At 56.5% G+C, this 20,157-nt stretch carries 21 protein-coding genes and 1 pseudogene; 11 read left to right on the plus strand and 11 right to left on the minus strand.

The window, feature by feature from the left end; all coding sequences use genetic code 11:
- The first annotated feature begins 21 nt into the window (after positions 1-21).
- Positions 22-741: a TIGR00297 family protein gene (locus tag SynPROSU1_RS06705; protein WP_186572093.1), complete on the plus strand. Its 720-nt coding sequence runs from the start codon at positions 22-24 to the stop codon at positions 739-741.
- On the opposite strand, the gene SynPROSU1_RS06710 is transcribed toward SynPROSU1_RS06705, so the two are convergent.
- Positions 742-1,467 (minus strand): sigma-70 family RNA polymerase sigma factor, encoded by a 726-nt coding sequence (locus tag SynPROSU1_RS06710; RefSeq protein ID WP_186572094.1) that lies wholly within the window; start codon positions 1,465-1,467, stop codon positions 742-744.
- 29 nt (positions 1,468-1,496) lie between these two features.
- Between SynPROSU1_RS06710 and SynPROSU1_RS06715 the strand changes: the two genes are divergently transcribed.
- Positions 1,497-1,745, plus strand: coding sequence for a PCP reductase family protein (locus tag SynPROSU1_RS06715; protein ID WP_370586274.1), 249 nt, complete (start codon positions 1,497-1,499; stop codon positions 1,743-1,745).
- A gap of 3 nt (positions 1,746-1,748) precedes the next feature.
- On the opposite strand, the gene SynPROSU1_RS06720 is transcribed toward SynPROSU1_RS06715, so the two are convergent.
- From SynPROSU1_RS06720 to SynPROSU1_RS06745, 6 genes are read right to left on the minus strand one after another with little or no spacing between them, the layout of a single operon-like run.
- A complete protein-coding gene (locus SynPROSU1_RS06720; protein ID WP_186572095.1) occupies positions 1,749-1,916 on the minus strand; it encodes a hypothetical protein in 168 nt (55 codons plus the stop codon).
- A 54-nt stretch (positions 1,917-1,970) separates the two neighbouring features.
- On the minus strand, positions 1,971-2,657 hold the full coding sequence (locus SynPROSU1_RS06725; RefSeq protein WP_186572288.1) for a GDSL-type esterase/lipase family protein: 687 nt from the start codon (positions 2,655-2,657) through the stop codon (positions 1,971-1,973).
- Complete coding sequence (locus tag SynPROSU1_RS06730; RefSeq protein ID WP_186572096.1) at positions 2,654-4,180, minus strand: ABC transporter permease; 1,527 nt, start codon at positions 4,178-4,180, stop codon at positions 2,654-2,656. Before SynPROSU1_RS06730 ends, SynPROSU1_RS06725 begins: the two co-directional genes overlap by 4 nt.
- On the minus strand, positions 4,159-4,863 hold the full coding sequence (locus SynPROSU1_RS06735; protein WP_186572097.1) for a phosphonate ABC transporter ATP-binding protein: 705 nt from the start codon (positions 4,861-4,863) through the stop codon (positions 4,159-4,161). The genes SynPROSU1_RS06730 and SynPROSU1_RS06735 overlap by 22 nt, the downstream gene beginning before the upstream one ends.
- Entirely contained in the window at positions 4,860-5,783 is a 924-nt protein-coding gene (locus SynPROSU1_RS06740; RefSeq protein WP_186572098.1) for a putative selenate ABC transporter substrate-binding protein, read from the minus strand. The genes SynPROSU1_RS06735 and SynPROSU1_RS06740 overlap by 4 nt, the downstream gene beginning before the upstream one ends.
- A gap of 28 nt (positions 5,784-5,811) precedes the next feature.
- Entirely contained in the window at positions 5,812-6,990 is a 1,179-nt protein-coding gene (locus SynPROSU1_RS06745; RefSeq protein ID WP_186572099.1) for a pyridoxal phosphate-dependent aminotransferase, read from the minus strand.
- A gap of 95 nt (positions 6,991-7,085) precedes the next feature.
- Here SynPROSU1_RS06745 and SynPROSU1_RS06750 point away from each other — a divergent pair, with 95 nt between their 5' ends.
- The 4 genes from SynPROSU1_RS06750 to SynPROSU1_RS06765 are packed head-to-tail and all read left to right on the plus strand — an operon-like array spanning position 7,086 to position 10,639.
- On the plus strand, positions 7,086-7,478 hold the full coding sequence (locus tag SynPROSU1_RS06750; protein ID WP_255444860.1) for a VOC family protein: 393 nt from the start codon (positions 7,086-7,088) through the stop codon (positions 7,476-7,478).
- Positions 7,475-8,038, plus strand: coding sequence for a uracil-DNA glycosylase (locus SynPROSU1_RS06755; RefSeq protein WP_186572101.1), 564 nt, complete (start codon positions 7,475-7,477; stop codon positions 8,036-8,038). The genes SynPROSU1_RS06750 and SynPROSU1_RS06755 overlap by 4 nt, the downstream gene beginning before the upstream one ends.
- Before the next feature lie 20 nt (positions 8,039-8,058).
- Positions 8,059-9,255 carry a (E)-4-hydroxy-3-methylbut-2-enyl-diphosphate synthase gene (gene ispG, locus SynPROSU1_RS06760; protein WP_186572102.1) on the plus strand — a complete coding sequence of 399 codons (1,197 nt, stop codon included), beginning with the start codon at positions 8,059-8,061 and terminating at the stop codon, positions 9,253-9,255.
- A gap of 34 nt (positions 9,256-9,289) precedes the next feature.
- Positions 9,290-10,639 (plus strand): S41 family peptidase, encoded by a 1,350-nt coding sequence (locus SynPROSU1_RS06765; RefSeq protein ID WP_186572103.1) that lies wholly within the window; start codon positions 9,290-9,292, stop codon positions 10,637-10,639.
- A 1-nt stretch (position 10,640) separates the two neighbouring features.
- On the opposite strand, the gene SynPROSU1_RS06770 is transcribed toward SynPROSU1_RS06765, so the two are convergent.
- A complete protein-coding gene (locus tag SynPROSU1_RS06770; protein WP_186572104.1) occupies positions 10,641-10,811 on the minus strand; it encodes a hypothetical protein in 171 nt (56 codons plus the stop codon).
- Between the two features lie 78 nt (positions 10,812-10,889).
- Positions 10,890-14,468: a transcription-repair coupling factor gene (mfd, locus tag SynPROSU1_RS06775; protein ID WP_186572105.1), complete on the minus strand. Its 3,579-nt coding sequence runs from the start codon at positions 14,466-14,468 to the stop codon at positions 10,890-10,892.
- A 341-nt stretch (positions 14,469-14,809) separates the two neighbouring features.
- Here mfd and SynPROSU1_RS13955 point away from each other — a divergent pair, with 341 nt between their 5' ends.
- The gene (locus SynPROSU1_RS13955) at positions 14,810-14,944 is read left to right on the plus strand and encodes a hypothetical protein (RefSeq protein WP_255444861.1); all 135 of its coding nucleotides are present in this window, start codon (positions 14,810-14,812) and stop codon (positions 14,942-14,944) included.
- Positions 14,945-14,973: 29 nt separating this feature from the next.
- Here the strand turns inward: SynPROSU1_RS13955 and SynPROSU1_RS06780 are convergent, their stop codons facing one another.
- Together SynPROSU1_RS06780 and SynPROSU1_RS06785 are read right to left on the minus strand one after the other, a co-directional pair.
- Entirely contained in the window at positions 14,974-15,426 is a 453-nt protein-coding gene (locus SynPROSU1_RS06780) for a hypothetical protein (RefSeq protein ID WP_255444863.1), read from the minus strand.
- Positions 15,427-16,541: 1,115 nt separating this feature from the next.
- The gene (locus SynPROSU1_RS06785) at positions 16,542-16,730 is read right to left on the minus strand and encodes a hypothetical protein (RefSeq protein WP_186572107.1); all 189 of its coding nucleotides are present in this window, start codon (positions 16,728-16,730) and stop codon (positions 16,542-16,544) included.
- Positions 16,731-16,842: 112 nt separating this feature from the next.
- On the opposite strand from SynPROSU1_RS06785, the gene SynPROSU1_RS06790 reads away from it, so the two are divergent.
- The 4 genes and pseudogenes from SynPROSU1_RS06790 to SynPROSU1_RS06810 all read left to right on the plus strand — a co-directional run bounded on the left by SynPROSU1_RS06790 (position 16,843) and on the right by SynPROSU1_RS06810 (position 20,043).
- Positions 16,843-17,007 carry a hypothetical protein gene (locus tag SynPROSU1_RS06790; RefSeq protein ID WP_186572108.1) on the plus strand — a complete coding sequence of 55 codons (165 nt, stop codon included), beginning with the start codon at positions 16,843-16,845 and terminating at the stop codon, positions 17,005-17,007.
- Positions 17,008-18,718: 1,711 nt separating this feature from the next.
- Positions 18,719-18,897: pseudogene (locus SynPROSU1_RS06795) on the plus strand (DUF3104 domain-containing protein).
- 166 nt (positions 18,898-19,063) lie between these two features.
- A complete protein-coding gene (locus tag SynPROSU1_RS06800) occupies positions 19,064-19,252 on the plus strand; it encodes a hypothetical protein (RefSeq protein ID WP_186572109.1) in 189 nt (62 codons plus the stop codon).
- 440 nt (positions 19,253-19,692) lie between these two features.
- A complete protein-coding gene (locus tag SynPROSU1_RS06810) occupies positions 19,693-20,043 on the plus strand; it encodes a hypothetical protein (RefSeq protein WP_186572110.1) in 351 nt (116 codons plus the stop codon).
- Positions 20,044-20,157 lie beyond the last annotated feature (114 nt).

A 20,157-nucleotide genomic window follows, 5' to 3' on the forward strand; every position in this document is an offset into this window, starting at 1 on the left:
AGGGCACTGCAACACGGTGTGATGTCTGGACTCTGGATTCAGGCCCTGGTGATGAACACGGTCTTGATTGCTTTGGCTCAGCGAACACCCTTGCTCACCCGTAGTGGCTGGGTTCACGCGGCAGCGCTAGGCACGATCCTTTGGGGTTGTCTTGGTTGGTCGGGCTGGCTTGCCGTTGTGGCCTATCTCAGCCTGGGAACTCTGGTCACCAAGATCGGTTTTCAGAACAAGCAGAGCCGCGGCCTCGCCGAAGCCCGCGGTGGTCAGCGGGGCCCAGAAAATGTCTGGGGTTCGGCAGCGGTTGGGGCGTTCCTGGCGTTGCTCATCGGTGCCGGTGTCGAGCCCCGCGCGCTGCTGATGGTTGGTTTTGCCGCAAGTTTCGCCGCCAAGCTCGCCGATACCTTTGGCAGCGAGATCGGCAAACGCTTCGGTCGCAGCACGGTTTTGATCACTAGCCTGCGCCCGGTTCCGCCGGGAACGGAGGGGGCCATCAGCCTCGAGGGAACCCTGGCGAGTGCCGTCGGCAGCATTGTGATGACCCTCGTGATGCTGGCGCTTCAGCTGCTTCCCTCTTGGCCCTTGGCTGGGCTGGTGATGGTGGTTGGTCTGCTGGCCACCCTTGCCGAAAGCCTGCTTGGCGCCCTGGTGCAGGATCGCGTGGCCTGGTTGAGCAATGAGCTGGTCAATGCTCTCCAGACCCTGCTGGCCGCTCTCCTGGCCATGCTGCTGATGGCGCTTTGATCAGCTTGTCTGGATAGGCATCAGACCATCGCGCTGGGCCCATTGCCTCAGGAGCTTCAGTCCCACTTTCAGATGAATCCGCAAGGAGGCACGGCTGCAGTTCAAGGCTTCAGAGAGGTCTTTGATGCTCTTGCGTTCGATCAAGTGGGCCTGTACAACCATGCCTGGCGTGCCCTCCAGCTGGTGCATCACGCTCTTCAGCCAGCTCAGTTGCTCATCGTCCTCGCAAGGTTGTGTTGGTTCCATATGGCTGGCACTCAGGTCGAAGACCTGGCTAGCCCCATGGCTCTGAACGGCAGCGGCCCACCGTTCAGGGCGTACAGACAGTTCTGCGGCAAGAGCCTGATCACTGAGGGCAGGTTCCTGGTTCTGTTCGCGATCGCGTTGAATCTTCTTCCCTGCGGCGTACAGATCCCGCAACCTCCAGGGAATTCGGATCGTTCGAGATCGATCGCGGCGGTAATGAAGGATCTGACCTGTGGCTCGAGAAAGGAGATAGCTGCTGGGTCGGATGCCCCGTTGTGGATCAAACAGATCAAGACCTCGAATCAACCCAAACCGCGACTCCTGAATGAGGTCGTCAAATTCTTCAGGCCCGCGTTGCTGTTGGCGACGGGCTGCGCAGTGGGCCAGACCGAGGTGTTCAAGCACCTGTTGATTGCGCCGCGCAATGCAGGGGGGCAGCACGCGGCGGGATTCCTGGCGCAGGTGACGTTGTGAAATCAAGGGATCAGTGCAACTGATCCAACGGTTCAATGCTTCGCTTTCAACCGGTCGGCCCTTTGGTGCCGCAATTCGGCACTTTCGTGCCGGAGTATGGGAGCAACGGTTTTGGACGGATGGACTGGCAACCAGATGCCCTGGCAGCCCTCAAAAAAGATGTTCCTTTCTTCGTGCGTCCTGCAGTCCGCAAACGCGTTGAGGCGATGGCGAATTCAGAAGGACGCTCTGACATCGATCTGAGCTTCTACCAGTCCGCAAAGCAGGCGATGGCGCCGAGTTGATGCTCAGGACGGGTCAAGATCGCAGCGTCGCAGCTCCGGCTGGGTGAGCCTGTCAATAATCCGTGCCATATCAACGGCAGTCAGTTCACCGTTGTCGTCCCACTTGAGCGTGGTTTTGCGCTGGGCAGGGTGTTGGCCGGAAGCGCGTTCTGCAGAGCGGTCAGGTCCCAAATCTGATCACCAATGTCAGGAGAGCCACACATTAGTCGCCGCTGTGAGTGGCGTTTACATCTTGATAGGTGTTGATGTGTTAAGTGGAGCGAGTCCGGCCCATTGGCGTAACGGCGCCCACTGATCCAGGCGCTGGTCCAGCCAGCGGTGTCCTTCGGAATTGAGATGAAGCCCGTCGGGTTCCATCCAGGTCAACCAGTCGTGCTCCCCCTGCATCTCCTGATGCACGGGGAGGAAGGGCACGTCAGCTTCGCGACACTGTTCTGCCATGGCGGCTTCCGTTGCCTTGATCTGCTCATTGCTGTACCAGAGACAGCCGGCGAAGGGCATGACGGGTTCATCGACAGCGGTGAGACCAAGAACAAACACCTGGATTTCCCGCGTCATCTCACTGAGCAGCTGACCCATGCCGAAGGAAAAGGCATCCACATCCAGCTGCGGTCTGCCGTCCACCCGCCCAACTCTTGCGGTGTCATTCAGCCCGACACTGAGCAGAAGACCGCCAGGTGTCTGGCGGCGCAGTTCGCCGCGACAGGACCACTCGCTGCGCCAACGGGACGCGACACGTTCCAAACCATCTCCACGCACGCCCAGTGGATAGACCACTGGTGCTCCTGGGAGATTCATCCAGCGCATGCGCAGCCTCTGACACCAACCGCCCTCTTCACGGTCGCCCCAGCCATGCACACCGCTGTCCCCAAGAATGATCAACTGACGAGGGGCGTCGTTTGCACCGCTCATAACGCCATGGCTCGGCTGTTCCAGCACCCCTGAAGACGTTCCCCCAAACTCTCGCCCAGCAGTGTCAGCACGGCAGACATCAGCACAATCCAGAGCACCAACCACCAGTGAAAGGAACTGAGGGCTTCCATCAGCTGCCAGCCAAGGCCTGCCCCGCCGACGAGTCCGATGATCGCGGTGTCGCGCAGGATCACATCCATTCGATAAGTCGCATAGGTGAGGTAAGAGCGGCTGACATCAGCCAGGGGGCCGTAGAGCCAGCTGACGCGGGAGGATGCGCCGCAGGATTTCAGTGTTTGAGCAGAACCCATGCCCGTGCTGCGGATCTCGTCCATCAGCACCCGTCCCATCACACCACTGTGATGAAGCCCAAGGGCCAGCCCTGCCAACGCCAGACTTGGTTTAACCAACATCAGCAGCAGCAGTGCCGTGAGTGGTGCGGGGAGGAGTCGAAGCGCGCCCCACACCACGTCCTGCAGGTGAAGGCTGGTCTGACTGGGCCAGACCAAGAGCAGAAGCGGGGGCAAGCCGGTGGCAATGCAACAGGCGATCACCGTGATCCACAACGTTGCCGCGATCACCCCTGGCCAGGAGATCTCCAAGGCAGCAGACAATCCACTGGCCCCGTCCATGACGTTCCCAAAGAGTGCCGACCACTGGCCAACAGGCCAGGACAACTGCAGATTCAGGTGCGCACCCCAGGCGATGGCGATCAAGGGGCTGATCACTGGAAGAAACAGCATGCGTGACCAGGTTCGGAGCATCCGGAGGAGCCGGTCCAGAACCACCATGGCGATGGCCAGCAGCCATAGGCCGCTCCACATCTCTTGAAATTGCAGCGACCTCAGGCTGAGGCTGAGGTCTGTGCCCAAGCCTCCAAGACCGAAAACACCCAGAATGAGGGCTGACCGAAGTGCGCAGTCGAGACGATGGCCAAGATGGTCGCAGATCGGTTGAGCCAGAGGAGGCGCCAAGCCGGTCAGGATGACGGCCCATGGTGTGGCTCCGGTTCCCTTGAGCATCGGGATGGCAGGGGAGACGTGACAGTCCACCTGATCGGCAATGACCCTTGCCATCAGAACTGAGTAGGGAATGGCAATGGCGCAGACAGCAACCCAGCCATTCAGTCCGAACACCTGCAGGAGCAGCAGTCCCCAAATCAATTCATGAATGGCTCGGAGGGGTGCCATGCAGCGCCGCAGAAGCACAGCTGGCCAGCTCACCCCAGCCAGGATGTCCCAAACTGATCTGGAGCTCAGGAATCCCAGAACCACGCCAGCAACGCTGCTGATTCCCCACGACAGCAGGGAGATGAAAACAGTGATCTGCAGTCCATTCAGCAAGCTGCTCAGAACAAGGGGATCCATGGAGGGCTGCACCGCTGCTGCAGCGAATTGCTGCAGTAGAGGCAGCCCTCCGCCATGCGCATCCCGCACCAGAACAGCCAGCATTCCAAGCAGGCTGAGGCCAGGCAGCAGAGGCAGCAGCGGCAGTGCCGGCTTCAGGGTGATGCGTAAAGCCATTCCAACTGATCGCGATGGATCGCTTCCGGTGGTGCATCGATCACTAGGGCGCCGTCACGGAGCCCCAGAACCCGCTCAAATCTGTGAATTAGGTCCGGGCGATGCAGGCTGATCAGACATCCCGACGAACGCAGAAGCGTATTGAGGACATCATCGGCAAGGGTGGGATCAAGAGCTGAGAGGGGCTCGTCAGCCAGAACCATCTCAGGAATCTGGCGCAGTAAACGGGCCAGGGCCACCCGCTGGCGCTGCCCCCCCGAGAGCTCACGAACGGGCTGATTCATCAGAGCACCGTCAAGATTCACCAGCCTCATTAACGCAAGACAGCTTTCCTGCTCCAGGGAGCCCATCAAGTTCCGCAGAGCCCAGAGCAGACCATGGCGTCCGAGGGCGCCACTGTTGATGTTCTGGATGACACTCAGCTCCTCCACCAGGCGGAGGTCCTGCCAGAGGGTGCCGATACGCCGTTGTTGTCGGCGAGCTAGGTGTTGAACGGGTTGCCCACACCAGTGCACTGATCCTGTGTCGGGTTGCAGGGACCCATTGCAAAGCTTCAGAAATGTGGTTTTGCCGGCACCACTGGCACCAAGCAGAACCACACGCTGGTCAGCACGAAGCGTGACGCTGATCGGTTGAAGCCGTTGGCCCAGGCAGGCCTGGTTCAGCTCCAGCAGAGATGTCAACGGATCTTTCCGAGCTGGCGACCCACTTCTTCGATCATCTCGTAGTCCTCGTTCTGAGCAGGGATGAAGCGTTCCGCCCCGAACAACTCCAGGACTGTGGCGCCTGTGGGCGTTTCAGACGACAACTCCAAAAGCGCAGACTGCACTTTGTCGGTGAAGCCATCACCAAAGCGTTGATCAAGATCAGGGCGCACAACCCAGTGGTAATCGACGTAGGGAGGGGTTTCCCAGATGACTGTCACTTTGTCTGGGTCAACGCGGCCCGCATCCACGTTGCTGCGCCAGACCTGCGAGTTCAAGGCACCCACGTCGTAAGCACCGCTTTGAACCACAGCAATGGTGGCGTCGTGGCTGCCGCTGAAGCCCGGACCACCCCCTGCAAGATCCTCAGGCTTGACGCTGTTTTCCCCCATGAAGTACTGCGGCATCAGGCGACCTGAAGTCGAGCTTTCTGAACCGAAGGCCAGTCGGCGTCCCTTGAGTTCAACCAGTTGGTCAGCACTGGTGAAAGGGCGCAAACCACTGGCGCCATTGGCAATGAACACGCTGGTGAACTCAGCATCGATATCCCGTTGCGCCAGAACGCGGGCTCCAGGCGTCTGCAGCCTTGCCTGTACTCCGGTGAGCCCCCCGAACCACACAAGATCAAGGCTGCCAGTGCGGAAGGCACTGACCGCCGCCGCGTAATTGCTGACTGGCGCATAGCTGACGGGAACCTCCAGCTTTTCGCTGAGTTCTTCCGACAAGGTGCCGTAAAGCCGATTCAGCTTTTCAGGGTTCTGGTCGGGAATGGCACCGATCCGCAGCGCACTCTGCTCACTCGTTTTTTGAGGTGTACCGCAACTGCTCACACTGACGGCAATGACCAGACCTGCGATCAGGCTGTTGGCCGCCACTGCCTGCTGTTTTCGTACAGACATTCAGGGGTGTTGAAGAGGATGACTGGGATCAGAAGGCGCTGAGCAATCGCTTCAGTCGTTTCAGTCCTTCGTTGATCGTCTCATCCGCTACGGCACATGACAGACGGATGCACCTGTTATCGCCGAAGGCGAGGCCTGGAACGACCGCCAGGCCTTCCTGCTCGAGAGCTTGTCGACAGAACTCCATGGAGTCAGGTGCCCCGTCCGGCAGGCGCGGGAAGGCATAGAAGGCCCCCTGGGGTGGGGTCAACGTGATGCCATCCAGCGCTAAGAGCCCTTCTGTGAGCAACGTGCGCCGGTGGTTGTAACTGATCGCCATCTCGCGAACGCAGTCTCTTGAGCCCTCAATTGCAGCCAAGGCACCCCGTTGGGCAAAGCTGCATACATTGCTGGTGCTTTGGCTTTGCAGGGCTGAGGCGGCCTTGATCACCGCAGCATCACCGGCGAGATATCCCAAGCGCCAGCCCGTCATGGCCCAGCCTTTGGCAAACCCGTTCACGGTGAAGCAACGCTCGCGGATGTCTTCGGCAACCGCAGCAAAGCTGCAGTGCTGTTGGCCGTCAGCCAGGAGATATTCATAGATCTCATCGCTCATCACCAACAGCTGGGGGTGACGGGCCACCAGTTCGGCCAGAGCCTCGAGTTCGGCCCGTGGCATCACCCGACCGCTGGGGTTTCCGGGTGAATTGATCACCAGAAGACGGCTGCGGGGGGTGATGTGCTGCTCCAGCAGGTCGAGATCCAGCTGGAATCCCTCATCGGCTTTTGTGGGGACGATGGTTGTGCTGGCACCAGCCAACGCAGCCATCTCCGGATAGCTCAGCCAGTAAGGCGAAGAGAGCAGCACCTCATCGCCGGGATTCAGCAGCACCTGGAACAGGTTGTAGATCGCCTGCTTCCCGCCGTTGGTGATCAGAACCTGCTCAGGTTGGGTTGGGATTCTGTTTTCGACGCTCAGTTTGAGAGCGAGCGCGGCACGGAGCTCTGGATCGCCTGCTGCGGGGCCGTAACGGGTGAAGCCGGATGCCATGGCCCGCTGGGCAGCTTCAACGATGAACGGGGGTGTGTTGAAGTCAGGCTCTCCGGCACTGAGGCTGCAAATGTCTTGGCCACTGTCGCGGAGCGCTTTGGCCTTGGCACTGATCTCCAGCGTCAAGGACGGTTTCAGGGCCACGGCCCGATCGGAAAGTTCTGGCGGGCGTGGCATCAGCAACGCACCTCGCCGCGGCGCGTCTAAAACGTCATCATCCTGCCTCAAATGGTGTCGCAGACAACCTTGATGTCACCGCAAAAATGAACGCGATGAAGATGATCTGGGTTCTTGCCGCTGATGACACCGGCACCCTTGGCCGCTTCTACAGCGATTTGTTCCAAGCCAGGTTCATGCCTGGAATGGGAGACCACCACTGCGTTGTTGAGTTTGGCGATGGAACCCGCCTTGAGATCTACAGGCCCTCTCGCAAGCGCCCTTTCCCCACACGTGGGCGGGCGTTGGCCCCTTGTTTGCGTCTTGATCCATCGCTGGATCCTTTGCCTGAGCTTCGACGTCTTCTCAGCACAGCTCTTGAATGTGGTGGATCGCTTCTGGAAGACGCGAGGGTCGAAGCCTTCGGTGCCGAGGCCTGGATCCAGGATCCAGAGGGCAATCCACTTTTGTTGCTGGCTCCCGTGGTCTCTGCTGATTCGATGTCATGACCGGTTCAAGCCTGAAGGATTGCTCCACCTGCACGGCCTGTGAACTCGCCTCCAACCGACAGACGGTTGTGATCAGTCGCGGCAATCCAGATGCCGATGTGATGCTGATTGGCGAAGCGCCAGGAGCGCAGGAGGATGTTCAGGGCATTCCGTTTGTGGGTCGCTCCGGTCGAGCCCTTGACCAATTGCTGCAGGAGGTGGACCTGGATCCATCCCGTGACCTTTACATCTGCAATGCCATCAAGTGCAGGCCACCCAAGAACCGGCGACCGAAGAAAGCCGAGCTGGCCTCCTGCCGTTCATGGCTTGATCTGCAACTGGCTGCCGTTGACCCCAAGGTGATTGTGTTGACGGGAGCCACGGCTGTGGAGGCGATCCTGGGGATCAAGGGCGGCATGACCCAGTTGCGAGGCCAGTGGCAGAGCTGGAATGGACGCTCCGTGATGCCGATATTTCACCCGTCGTATCTGCTGAGGAATCCCTCCAAGGCAGCGGGTGCTCCCCTCGACCTCACCAGACAGGATCTAACCGCGGTTAGGCGCAGGCTGTGCGAACGTTGACGCGCTTCACAACCGGCCCCATGACTGCCCTGGATCGGCGTTACGACACCAAGATCCACCGCCGTGTCACCCGCACCGTGATGGTGGGTGATGTGCCGATCGGCAGTGAACACCCCGTCGTTGTTCAGTCGATGATCAACGAGGACACTCTTGACATTGATGGTTCCGTGGCGGGGATCCTCCGGCTTGTGGAAGCCGGCTGCGAAATCGTTCGGGTGACCACCCCTTCAATTGGTCATGCCAAGGCCATGGCCAAGATCAGGGCTGCGCTGCGGGAGCAGGGCTGCATGGTTCCCCTGGTGGCGGACGTTCACCACAACGGCATCAAGATCGCCCTGGAAGTTGCCAAGCACGTCGACAAAGTTCGAATCAATCCAGGTCTGTTCGTTTTCGACAAACCAGATCCGGATCGGCAGGAGTTCAGCGCAGACGAATTTGCCGCCATCGGCAAGCGCATCCGGGAAACGTTTGAGCCTTTGGTGACCCTGCTGCGGGATCAGAACAAAGCACTGAGGATCGGTGTGAACCATGGCTCTCTGGCGGAGCGGATGCTGTTCACCTATGGCGATACCCCCGAGGGGATGGTCGAATCAGCCATGGAATTTGTGCGGATCTGCCATGAACTTGATTTCCACAACATCGTGATTTCGATGAAGGCCTCTCGGGCTCCGGTGATGCTGGCGGCCTATCGGTTGATGGCCGACACGATGGACAAGGAGGGCTTCAACTATCCCCTGCACTTGGGCGTGACAGAGGCAGGCGATGGTGATTACGGCCGGATCAAAAGCACAGCAGGCATCGCCACGCTTCTTGCCGATGGTCTGGGCGACACCCTTCGGGTTTCCTTGACGGAGGCTCCTGAAAAGGAAATTCCTGTTTGCTATTCGATCCTCCAGTCGTTGGGTCTACGCAAAACCATGGTTGAGTACGTCGCTTGTCCGAGCTGCGGGCGCACCTTGTTCAACCTGGAAGAAGTGCTCCACAAAGTGCGGGATGCCACCCAGCATCTGCAGGGTCTTGATATCGCCGTAATGGGATGCATCGTCAATGGCCCTGGAGAGATGGCTGACGCGGATTACGGCTATGTGGGCAAAGGACCAGGAACCATCGCTCTTTACCGAGGGCGCGAAGAAATCCGCAAGGTTCCTGAAGCGGAAGGCGTCGAAGCCTTGATCCAGTTGATCAAAGAGGACGGGCGTTGGGTGGAACCCGCCTGATCTCGTTAGGGTGAAGAATCAGTCCTGAGGGGACATGGTCCGGAGTCAACGCTTGCGTTCCGTTGTTCGATCGACTCCGTTGCTTTTGATGCTTGCTGTTGGAGGTGTCGCAACCGCCATTGGCATCAGCTCTCCGGGGCTTTCCCTTCCCTCAGCCTCCGGCGGCTCGATTCGTGATAGCCCCAAAGAGGTCATCGATCAGGTCTGGCAAATCGTCTATCGCGATTACTTGGATTCCACGGGCTCCTACGACGAGACGGGGTGGCGCCAATTGCGCAGCAATCTGCTGAGCAAGTCCTACGCGGGCAGCGCAGAGTCTTACGAGGCGATTCGCGGCATGTTGGCGAGCCTCGAAGACCCTTACACGCGTTTTCTTGATCCGAAGGAGTTCAAGGAGATGCAGATTGACACCTCAGGTGAGCTGATGGGTGTGGGGATCCAGCTCAGTCTCGACAAGGACAGCAAGGAGTTGATCGTTGTCTCCCCCATTGAGGGGACGCCTGCCTCCCGTGCCGGGGTTCAGCCCAAGGATGTGATCGTTTCGATTGATGGGGCTTCCACGAAGGGGATGACCACCGAGGACGCTGTGAAGTTGATCCGTGGTCCGGAGGGAACCGACGTTGTGCTGGGACTCAGGCGTCAGGGCCAGGTTTTGAATGTGCCGCTGAAACGGGCACGCATCGAGATTCACGCTGTGAAGTCCGCACTCAACACGGCACCCAATGGGCGGAAGGTGGGCTACATCAGGCTGAAGCAGTTCAATGCCAACGCATCTCGAGAGATGCGTCAGGCCATCAAAGTTCTGGAGTCTCAAGGCGCTGAGGGGTATGTGCTCGATTTGCGCAGTAATCCTGGCGGGCTGCTTGAGGCCAGTGTCGACATCGCGCGTCAGTGGCTGAACGAGGGCACCATCGTCAGCACCCGCACTCGGGAAGGGATTCGCGATGTTAGGCGTGCGACTGGGAGTGCGATCACCGACAAACCCTTGGTTGTTCTGATTGATCAGGGGTCTGCAAGTGCCAGTGAAATCCTTTCAGGAGCCCTGCAGGACAATTCCCGTGCTCAGCTCATCGGTCAGAAGACCTTTGGCAAGGGCCTGGTTCAGGCCGTCCGTGGCCTGGCTGATGGATCAGGTCTGACAGTCACTATCGCCAAATATTTGACGCCAAAAGGAACAGACATTCACAAGAACGGAATCCAACCAGATATCGAAGTCGCGATGTCTGAGAGAGAAATAAAAAACTTCTCGATCGATGATTTAGGGACCCAAAAAGACAGTCAGTACAGAACTGCAGAGAAGACCCTGGTGAAGCAGTTGAGAAGAGCACAAGCTGGAACAACGTTCCAGCCGGGCAAAACAAATCTCAGCTATGCCTTGCCGTAACTCAGGAGATCGGCTGCATCAGGCCACCGCCACCGCCACCACCATTGGAGTCATCATCATCGGATGCTCCGGGCTGGAACAGGGCATAAACACCGAGTGCCGTCGCACAGAACACACCGCTGATCAGTTCCAGAGAAACGCCACCAGCACCGATTTCGACAAATTCGCCCATGCCAGTCGATTTCACTCGAACCAATGTAACGAAGAATTGCGTGGGTGGTCATTTTTTTCTCAGAATTGGCCTTAAGCCTCAGACCTGAACCACCTCGGCGTTCTTCGCGCTGAGAGCTTCTTGGCGCTGGGCCTCGGTTTTGCCGTCGGCATCAGGAATCTGTGCCGCCATCAAACGAAGCCACTCCATCAGCTGTTCAAGTTGTTTTTCCATGGGCAGAACGCCGAGGCCACGGGCCATGACCTTGTGCTGGATGCCGCTGCCGGCTTGATAAACCAAACGACCATGCAAATGTTGGGGGAGTCCCTGACGCAGCAATCGGAACGCAGGTTCCTCCATGGGTGTCTCGAATACCACATTTGGCTTCTCCGGTTTGATCCTGGAGAAGCCGCACCGCTTCGCCAGAAGCTTGAGTTCCATGAGCTGCAGAAGAGACACCACTGCAGCGGGCAACGCTCCGTAGCGATCGGCCCAACCCGCTGCGAGTTCCACGAGTGCCTCTGCCGTCAGGCAATCAGCAGCGGCTCGGTACGCAGCGATTTTCTCGTCGGGATCGGTGATCCAGTCGGCAGGCACGAAGGCCGTGACCGGTAGATCGACTTGAGTGTCATCAACACTGGGGATGTCTTGGCCCTGAATTTCGGCCAGTGATTCCTGCAGCATTTCCATGTACAGATCAAAGCCAATGGTTTCCATTTGGCCGCTCTGCTGCACACCGAGCAGATTGCCAACCCCACGGATCTCCATATCCCTCATGGCGAGTTGATAGCCGCTGCCCAGCTGGGCGAACTCCTGAATGGCGCGAAGCCGTTGACGCGCGTTATCGCTCAGCGAGGCGTTGCCGGGATAAAACAGCCATGCGTGGGCCTGAATGCCACTGCGGCCAACGCGACCCCGCAGTTGATACAGCTGTGCCAATCCAAAACGGTGGGCGTCTTCAATCAGGATGGTGTTGACGCGGGGGATATCAAGACCGCTCTCAACGATGGTGGTGCAGAGCATCACGTCGGCTTCGCCGGCATTGAAGGCAACCATGGCGCTTTCCAGCTCGCCCTCGGCCATTTGGCCATGGGCAACCAGCAGTTTCAAGCCCGGCAACATTGCTCTCAAACCAGTAGCCACCTCTTCGATCCCCTCCACCCTGGGAACCACGTAAAACACCTGTCCCCCCCGATCCAGTTCCTGGCGGATGGCGCTTCGTACCGCTTCCGGATCCAGTGAGGCCAGGTGCGTTTTTATTGGGCGTCGCAATGGGGGTGGTGTTGTGATCAGGCTCATTTCCCGCACCCCCGAAAGACTCATGTAGAGCGTTCTTGGAATCGGCGTTGCCGACAACGTCAGCACGTCGACGTCCTTGCGCAGAACTTTGATCTTTTCTTTCTGATTCACACCGAAGCGCTGCTCTTCATCCACCACCAGCAGGCCAAGTTGCTGGAACGACGCCCCACGGCTGAGCAGCTGATGCGTGCCGACGACGGCGTCGATCGTTCCCTCTTTAAGCCCATCGAGGATGCCCTTCCGTTCCGTGGTTGTTCGGAAGCGGTTCAGTAGAGCCACCTTGATCGGATATGGAGCGAAGCGTTCCGACAACGTTCGCCAGTGCTGTTGGGCAAGCACCGTTGTTGGGGCCAGCATCGCCACCTGTTTGCCTGCGGTGATGGCCTTGAAGATGGCGCGAATCGCAACCTCGGTCTTGCCGAAACCAACGTCACCGCAGACAAGCCTGTCCATCGGCTCCTGCCGTTCCATGTCACGTTTGACGTCCGCCGTGGCTTTGAGCTGGTCCGGAGTCGGTTCATAGGGGAATGATTCCTCCAACTCCACTTGCCAGGGACCATCCGTAGGGAAGGCAAAACCTTCCGCCTGTTGCCGTTCTGCGTAGAGCTTCACCAGGTCAAGGGCAACCTTGCGGACGGCTTTCTTGGCGCGCTCCTTGGCTTTGTTCCAAGCGGTGCCACCCATTCGATTGAGCTGCGGGGGCGTTTCGCTCGTCGCGCGATACCGACCAAGACTTCCCAGTTGATCGGCTGCAACCCGAAGAGTTCCATCGGCGTACTGCACCACGAGGTAGTCGCGCACATCGCCGGACATCGCCAGTTTTTCCATGGCTTTGAACCGACCAATGCCATGGTTGCGATGCACCACGAAATCACCCGGCCGCATTTTGTTGGGGTCAACGGTGCGGCTGGCTGCCTTGCGACGCCGCCGGACATACCCGCTGGAACTCAGACTCTGCTGCCCAAAGAATTCACGGTCGGTGACCAAAGCGATCCGCCAGGCGGGCAGCTGGAGGCCTTCCAGTTCTGCGGTGCCCCTGACTTTCAGAGCTACAGGGGTGTTCTGCTCAATCAGTCTGGAAATCGCGTTGCTGTCTCCCGCGTTCGGAACAAAACGACTGATGCAGTCGTGTTCTTCAAGCAGGGCAACAGCTCGGCTGGGCTGTGCAGAAACCAACCAAACCGCGGTGCGATCGTTTTGGAACCCCTTGATCAGTTCCCCGAGCTTTCCGAATTGATTGGGATAGGCCGGAACAGGTCGACTGGACAGGTCGAAGCTGTTCGGGTGCTGGTCGACTTCCAGCAGTTCTGCCATATCGAAGCCATGGAAGACCTCCGTCAACCCATAGGCGGCATCGATGTTTCGGTGGAGGACGGGAGGCCAGAGCTGATCGCGCGCACTGTCCTCGAGACCAACCTCTTTCGCCATCTCGCGGTGGTGTTCATCCACGTGGCTCAGCCATTGCTGGCCATGGGCCAAGCCATGGCGTCGTTCGTCAACGACCACCGTTGTGCTGTCGGGGAGATAATCAAGCAGGGATGCGGGTTGCTCCCAGGCGAGGCCCATGAGGCGACGCATTCCCTCTGGTGTTCCACCGTTCAGCAGTTGCTCAGTGCCCTCATCCCCAAGGAGTTGTTCGAGCCCATCAGGCATCGAAGCGCGCAGCTGATCGGCGATCAGTGGTCCAAATCCCGTTGGTGTGAGTCGTAAGGCATCGACGGCGTCCAGCGATCGTTGGCTAGCGGGATCAAATTCCCGCAGCTTGTCGAGTTCATCTCCAAAAAACTCAAGGCGAACAGGCAGCTCACTGCTCACCGGGAAGATGTCGACGATGTCTCCACGTCGACTCCAGCTTCCCTCCTGCTCAATGGTCGTAACGCGCTCATAGCCGAGTTGAGCCAATGTTTCGGCCAGGTCTTCCAGATCCACGTGATCGCCTTTGCGCAACGTGCGTGTGGTGCTCTTCAGGGAATCCGGAGGGGGAAGATGTGGCTGTAGACAACGTTCCGTCGCCACGATCGCCCAGAACGTGGCTTGGGGATCACCCAGCAAGTCACTTAGAACTTGAAGCTGGCCCCAAATAATTTCGCTGGTTGGATCAAAGGGTTCATAGGGGGAGCCTTCGCTGGTGGGATAAAGACTGGCCTGGTTCCACCCCATCAGGTCCAGAAGCGCCGTCCAACGTCCGGCTTCCTCCAGCGTCGGCACCACTATCAGGAGGGGCGAGCCACGACGCTTGGCGAGCGCACTGGCGACCAGGGCACGGCTGCAACGACCCGCTCCACGCATCAACAGACGCTCTGAGCGGCTTGAGCGCTCATCGAGCTCACCGGTGAGTGCAGTTTCCTGCAACTTGGACACCAGAGAACGGAGCGGCATGGAGCAGACCTCGGCAATCCACGATCTTCGCAATAAGGTGCCAGCAGCTGCGTCTCACCGGCCGATGCCGCGCTATCGCTGCCCGTCATGCTGTTGCGGACCGGCCGTTGTACTGCACCCACCAAAGGGTGTCATTCCGGTCTGTTCGAGCTGTGCAGCACCCTTGCAACGCCAACCGCTGGTGCGTCCGATCCCTTTGCTGGTTTTGCTCACAGTGGGAGGAGTCCTCGTCGTATCCTCGATTCCCATGTTGTTCACCCCAATACCACCTCCGAGATCCAAGTCAGAAAAGCTGGCTTAGAGCGGAGATTTCGGTTGAATACCTGGGTAATGGTGGCTTCATGACCCTCGGCCGTTTTCTCATTCTTTTTCTGATCGGGCTCGTGCTTGCGATCACTGTTCCCCAGCTCAGCTGGCTCGCCTGGGTTCTTGCAGCAGCGGCGCTGCTGGTGGTTGTGCAGCTCATCCGCGCCTGAGCCGCTGATTGTTCCTCGGCACGATTGACTCACGCCAGCCAGCAGGCATCAACGGAAAACGTCAGGACGTCGTGAGCATCAGCATCCTCTCCAGATGTGATCGCAACACAGGCCAACTGACCATCGTCAAAGCAGGTTCTTGATTTGAGTACAAATTTGGCGGCGTCAGTATGAGACCAGACGGAAAGGCCCTGTCGTTGAGCTTCGTCGTTATAGATGTCCCAGAGTTCGGCGAACCGCTCCCCTTCTGGACCATGCAGATACTCATCAAGAGCTTCTTCAGCACCAACCTCACGGAACCGCTCCAGAAACAAACGCATCAATGGGTCATCAATGACATTGCTTGTGGCGATTGCGCCGGTAACGCCTCGAACTGACGTTCGGACGACACGGTATGGGTTGCTCCGGGCGTCAATGATGATGACAGGGCACTCAAGATCCCAAGTGTTGCGATTCCTGAGCTCGCGTCCTGCTTCGGACATATCGTCCCGAAGCTCACTAATTAGATGTCGGACAACAGTTCTTGGATCATCCATGAGTAAGTATAACGCTAGCCTCTGTTGACAAAGAGATTAAGGTAAAGAATGAAAACATTGACAGCTTGAATCAACACCTTGGTTCAATAATGCTTCAGCCAAGCTTGACGAAAAAGTTACAACTGATGCAGAACTCTTCTCGTACATAGGCTCATCTCCCCTTGTTCCCGTGACTGCATTGATCAAAAAACTAACTTCTTGGCATTCCATGTCTGTTTCTAGTGAAATCAATCTGCGCGCCTCGTTGTGATAAATAGGCCTGTAAGTGTTGTTTTCATTCTCTCGCTTTTGCTCTTTTATGGAAAAACGAATGCCCAGAATCGACTATGCCAAAGCTATGAGGCTGCGTATAATCTCGAAGCAAGAATGCGTGAAGGGATGTCACTAAAACAAGCAAAAGTGAGCATCATCAAGGACGACTATTCTAATGGATCGTCTTCTTGCTTTTCTGCGATCAAGCATGAAATCTCACGAATGCCTTATGCGTTTCCACTTGTCTATGAAGCTCTGTACAAGAGAACCCGCCGATAGTACTTATAGGCTTAATCCAAGGGCGAACATGGACGTTTGATTGGAGCGGTGGTCAAAGTACTTTTTTTCTATCCTGTGTGAGCATCATGCTCTTCATGGTTTGGATGTTGTAGAGACCGAACGGGTTAAACGTTCGTGCCGAATCCATTGCTTTGACTTGATTCTCAATGTATCGGAAGTATTGGAGGGCCTTTCTGCAGGTCAAATGCATGATGTATAATTTTTGAAGTTGAAGGCAAAACCATCACGGCGGCGACAACAAAACCGAGTGACCAGAAAACTCAGCACCTGGCAAAAGCAGCTGAATATTATCTGCGGGCAAAAGGGTTGATCGAAGTAGACCATGATTGGCAGTCTTGCGGCTCCATGATCCTTAAAGCGCTTGCCGAAGAAAGGAAGTCTGAAAATACTGGCTTGCAGGTCATGAACGTCATCAAGTACCAAAAACCCGAGCCGAAGACCAAGTTGGAATTTAATTTTCGCAGTTGATGAGCTCGTGCTCTAAGAGGGGCATCTCGTCATTCAACCCTTCAGTACCTGAATTGATCACTCAGGCTTGCTTCGGCTAGGGCACGGAAGACTTCCTGCTTCTTCTCCATCAAGAATTCCTGTTCAGCGGGGTCACCACCCCGCCAATACATGAGTGCATCACAGGTTGTTTTGTACTCCAAGCGCAATGCAGTGATGTCGTAGGAGAAGTGCGCAACAGGGTTATCCATAAGACCTGGCCTTTTAAGTATGTTACGGAGCAAGTCAATAGCTTGACGTATCAACCGATGCCGTCATACCAGCTCCGCTGCCGTAGGTTTTGAGGAAGACTAGGTTCTCGTTTTGACGCTTCCTCTTCACCAGCAGTTCGAAAAGCAAAAATTTGCTTCAGCGATTGAGTCCGCGTCTGATCTTGATGAGATCAAGGGAGTAGCGGCGATGTTGTTGAATCTCTACTACAAACAGCTCTCAGCAACAAACGATATCGTTGAAGGGAAGATGAGCTGAGATCCATTGATGTATCAGCCCTGTCTTCCGGCAGCATTCATCCTAGTTTTCTGTATTGGTCATTGAAATTTCGAAAGAGCCACTCGCTCTTGTTGGCTACTTATAAATCAAGTTTTAAATCTACAGCAATAGCATGCTGATTGCACTGGTTGAATAGGTACTTAGAAGAAAAAATTTCTTTTCTTAAAAATACTTTTCTTTGAATCGTTTTTAAATTCTTTGCAGGAGCCATCTCCCCCTTCAGGAACAAAGCGGGGGAAATGGCCGGGATGAGCAGAGTGATTAGACGACCCACTCTGTCTCAATCGGCACGGACGCCGTATCAGTCCCTGCCGCAAACCAGTTGTAAGCCAGTGTGCTGGTCCATTCCTGAGTGTTAGTGCTTATTTTGATCAAATGAGAGCAGCATGCACCTTCAATTTGCTCACTCGCTGCGTGCACTGTTGATCAGATGCAAGCCTGTAAGACCTGCTTTCTCGGTAGCTTTTAGCCAGCAACTCAATACTTTCGAAGCACTGAGCATTTGTCCTTTTAGGAGTTTGTCGTCCTGCAAATGCAAGTTGAAGGGGCCAGTAGGTGCTTACAGCATGCGGTGTCACGCGTCTGCATACGCGCAGCCAGCAGGCTTAGATGGCTGCGGGGTCTTCGTAAGACCTCTATCGTGACGGATCCAATGGCATTGCCTCGCGAGGAGCATGGCGCTCTTTGACGGTGAAGCGTGTTGGCTTCATTCTCCCCAATGCTGCACAACCCCGGTCGTTGATTGGGTTGAAACGACTTTTCAGCCGAAAGCCTCAAGACATCGCGCCTCCACATCATTCATGGTCCCCGATGCGATGAGGGCAGGTTTATCAAACCCAACAGTTCCCTCATCCCGCCGCCTCAGATTGACCGATGACTGAAGTGGTCGCGGTCGGCACGAGTACGGCAACCACACGTTGATGGCTTCACCAGGGATTGGCATCGGTAGCGATTCAGTAGATCCAATCGGTCAACGCCATTGCTAACCCCAAGACAGTGCGATGTCGGCTGGTGATTCCGTTGTCCCATTGAAGGGACCATCCGTTCACGGTTCCCTGTCGTGAAGGCAATGAAGACGTTCATCTGAGGGACCAGGGAGATGAGCTTCTGAGCCTGTTTCAGGCTGCTGAGGTCAATCCAGAGGTGGTTCTGTTTCAACAAGTCAACCACCTGGTTCAAGGCTGAACTTCCAGTGAATATTGTGTGGCCGACGGTGATGCACCACCGGAGCGATTCGGCCACCTGTATACCTTGATGGGAATCAAAGTGCCTTGTGATACCCCACCAAATTTCTTAAGAGGAACCGACTTGACCCGGGCTAATGCACAGGTCAAATCGCAGCTCTCGTCGGGCATCGCTCTGCCCGGCTTCCGAATCCTTTCAGCGATCCGACGAAGCCATGATGAGCCGAATCGTGCACATTTGTCGTAACGAGGCGAGCACTTTCCCGACATCCACAAATCCACTGCGAATTCTGGTTTTTTTGGTAACAGCCTCAGTGGTGCACATGCTTGGCCCCGTCACGTCAAGATCTGAAGGTTGGGTGGATCTGTGCTGATCTTGAGATCCACGTCGTTCTCAGCTGCTGAACATTCACTCATGTCGCCGTACTGAGCGTCCCCTCTTCCAGCAGCCTGTCCTTTCCGGCTGATGGCTGTCTGTGACGGGGTTCCTGTCGGTGAAGGCAGCTATGACAGTCATCTGTGAGGACAGCAATTCCGACGACTGGTGGATGGCTGACGTGATTTACGTCGATGGTGGTGCCAGGGATCCGAAGATGCCGACCCTGTTCCAGTCGCTGATGTGGATACAGGGGTAGTTCGGTGGGCCTGTGCCGACCTTGTCACGCATATCGTTCCAAGGGTTTAGAGCTCGAGCTCAGCCTTTTGCCGGTTGCGTCAACTTGTAGAGGTTCAGAGCCACGAGAGCCACGCCGAAGCTGCAAAAGAAAACGATCAGGTCTTGACTGGAGATGGGCATAGGACCTCAAGTAAAGTTCGTTACGTAATGTAACGAATGCTGGTAGGTTGTGGGCATGGAACAAACCAAAAAAGCTCCAGCGAATTTCGCCTACATAGGCGGAAGCGTGATCGTTGCGATCATGGCTTTGTCTGTCTTTATTGGCGCTGCCAACGCTGGCGACTGCCCTCGCAGCAAGTCAGCTGAAGCAACCTCAACAGAGGCGCATCACAAGTCAGACGAAAAGATTGAGGTCGAAGCTTGAACGACTACACGTCAGCCATCACCGCTCTCATCATCGTCACTGTAGTAATCACTGTGGCAGTCGTTTACGTGGTCGCTCAGCCCACCGACCTGCCGAGATACAAGGAGAACGACCCGAGATCTAAGGAAGACGACGACCGCTAACGCCAGGTCGCTGATGCCGATCAAGGGGTGGTTCGTTGGGTCTGCGCTGAACTTGTGAATTACATCATTCCCCGCAGCTGATGGGAGGAGCTCCCATCAGCGGTACGCCTGCTGTTTGTGCTTCTGTTCCTCGCGCTGTCTGATTTGCTCCTGACAACGGCGTTCAACTTCACGTCGATGCTCCAGGGTCAACATCCTTCGAACCTTGGCCTCGCAGCAGGCTAAGGGCGGGGGGCTAATACTTGTCATAACGCTGCTATTCGCTTTCAATTTTCAGCAACTGCAAGGCAGTCATCCATGAAGCTCTCAACAGTTGGGATTCCTCTGCTCATCGGACTTGCCGTGTTCTTTTATCTAGTGGAGATCGATGGTTTCCCGTCTATAGAAAATGATCAGAAGCCTGAACTGAAATCCCCGCATTCACCAGCTAATCCACCCAAGCCAAAGCCAAAGGGCTACAAGGAATGCATGTGGTTTTCTAATGAACAGTACAAGAAAGATATGAGCAAATTTAATTGGATCAGAAGCCAGCCTGAAGTTGATTACGGGCGACTTAGAAACGACAAGTATGGAAAGGGGCTCAACACTATTACAAAAGAGAAGCTAGAGAGAGAGAAGAAATGCTTCGAAGATGGATTGAACTTCTGAACGCCAACGGGTGAAGTCTTCAACAGCCGCTGAAGCGCATCAGCGGTACGGCTGCACCCGCCGCTTCCGTTATCTCAGGTTGCGAAGAACAGGGCGATGTTGAGGATCGCAAGC

It is taken from the genome of Synechococcus sp. PROS-U-1, from assembly GCF_014279755.1.
GTDB lineage: Bacteria > Cyanobacteriota > Cyanobacteriia > PCC-6307 > Cyanobiaceae > Parasynechococcus.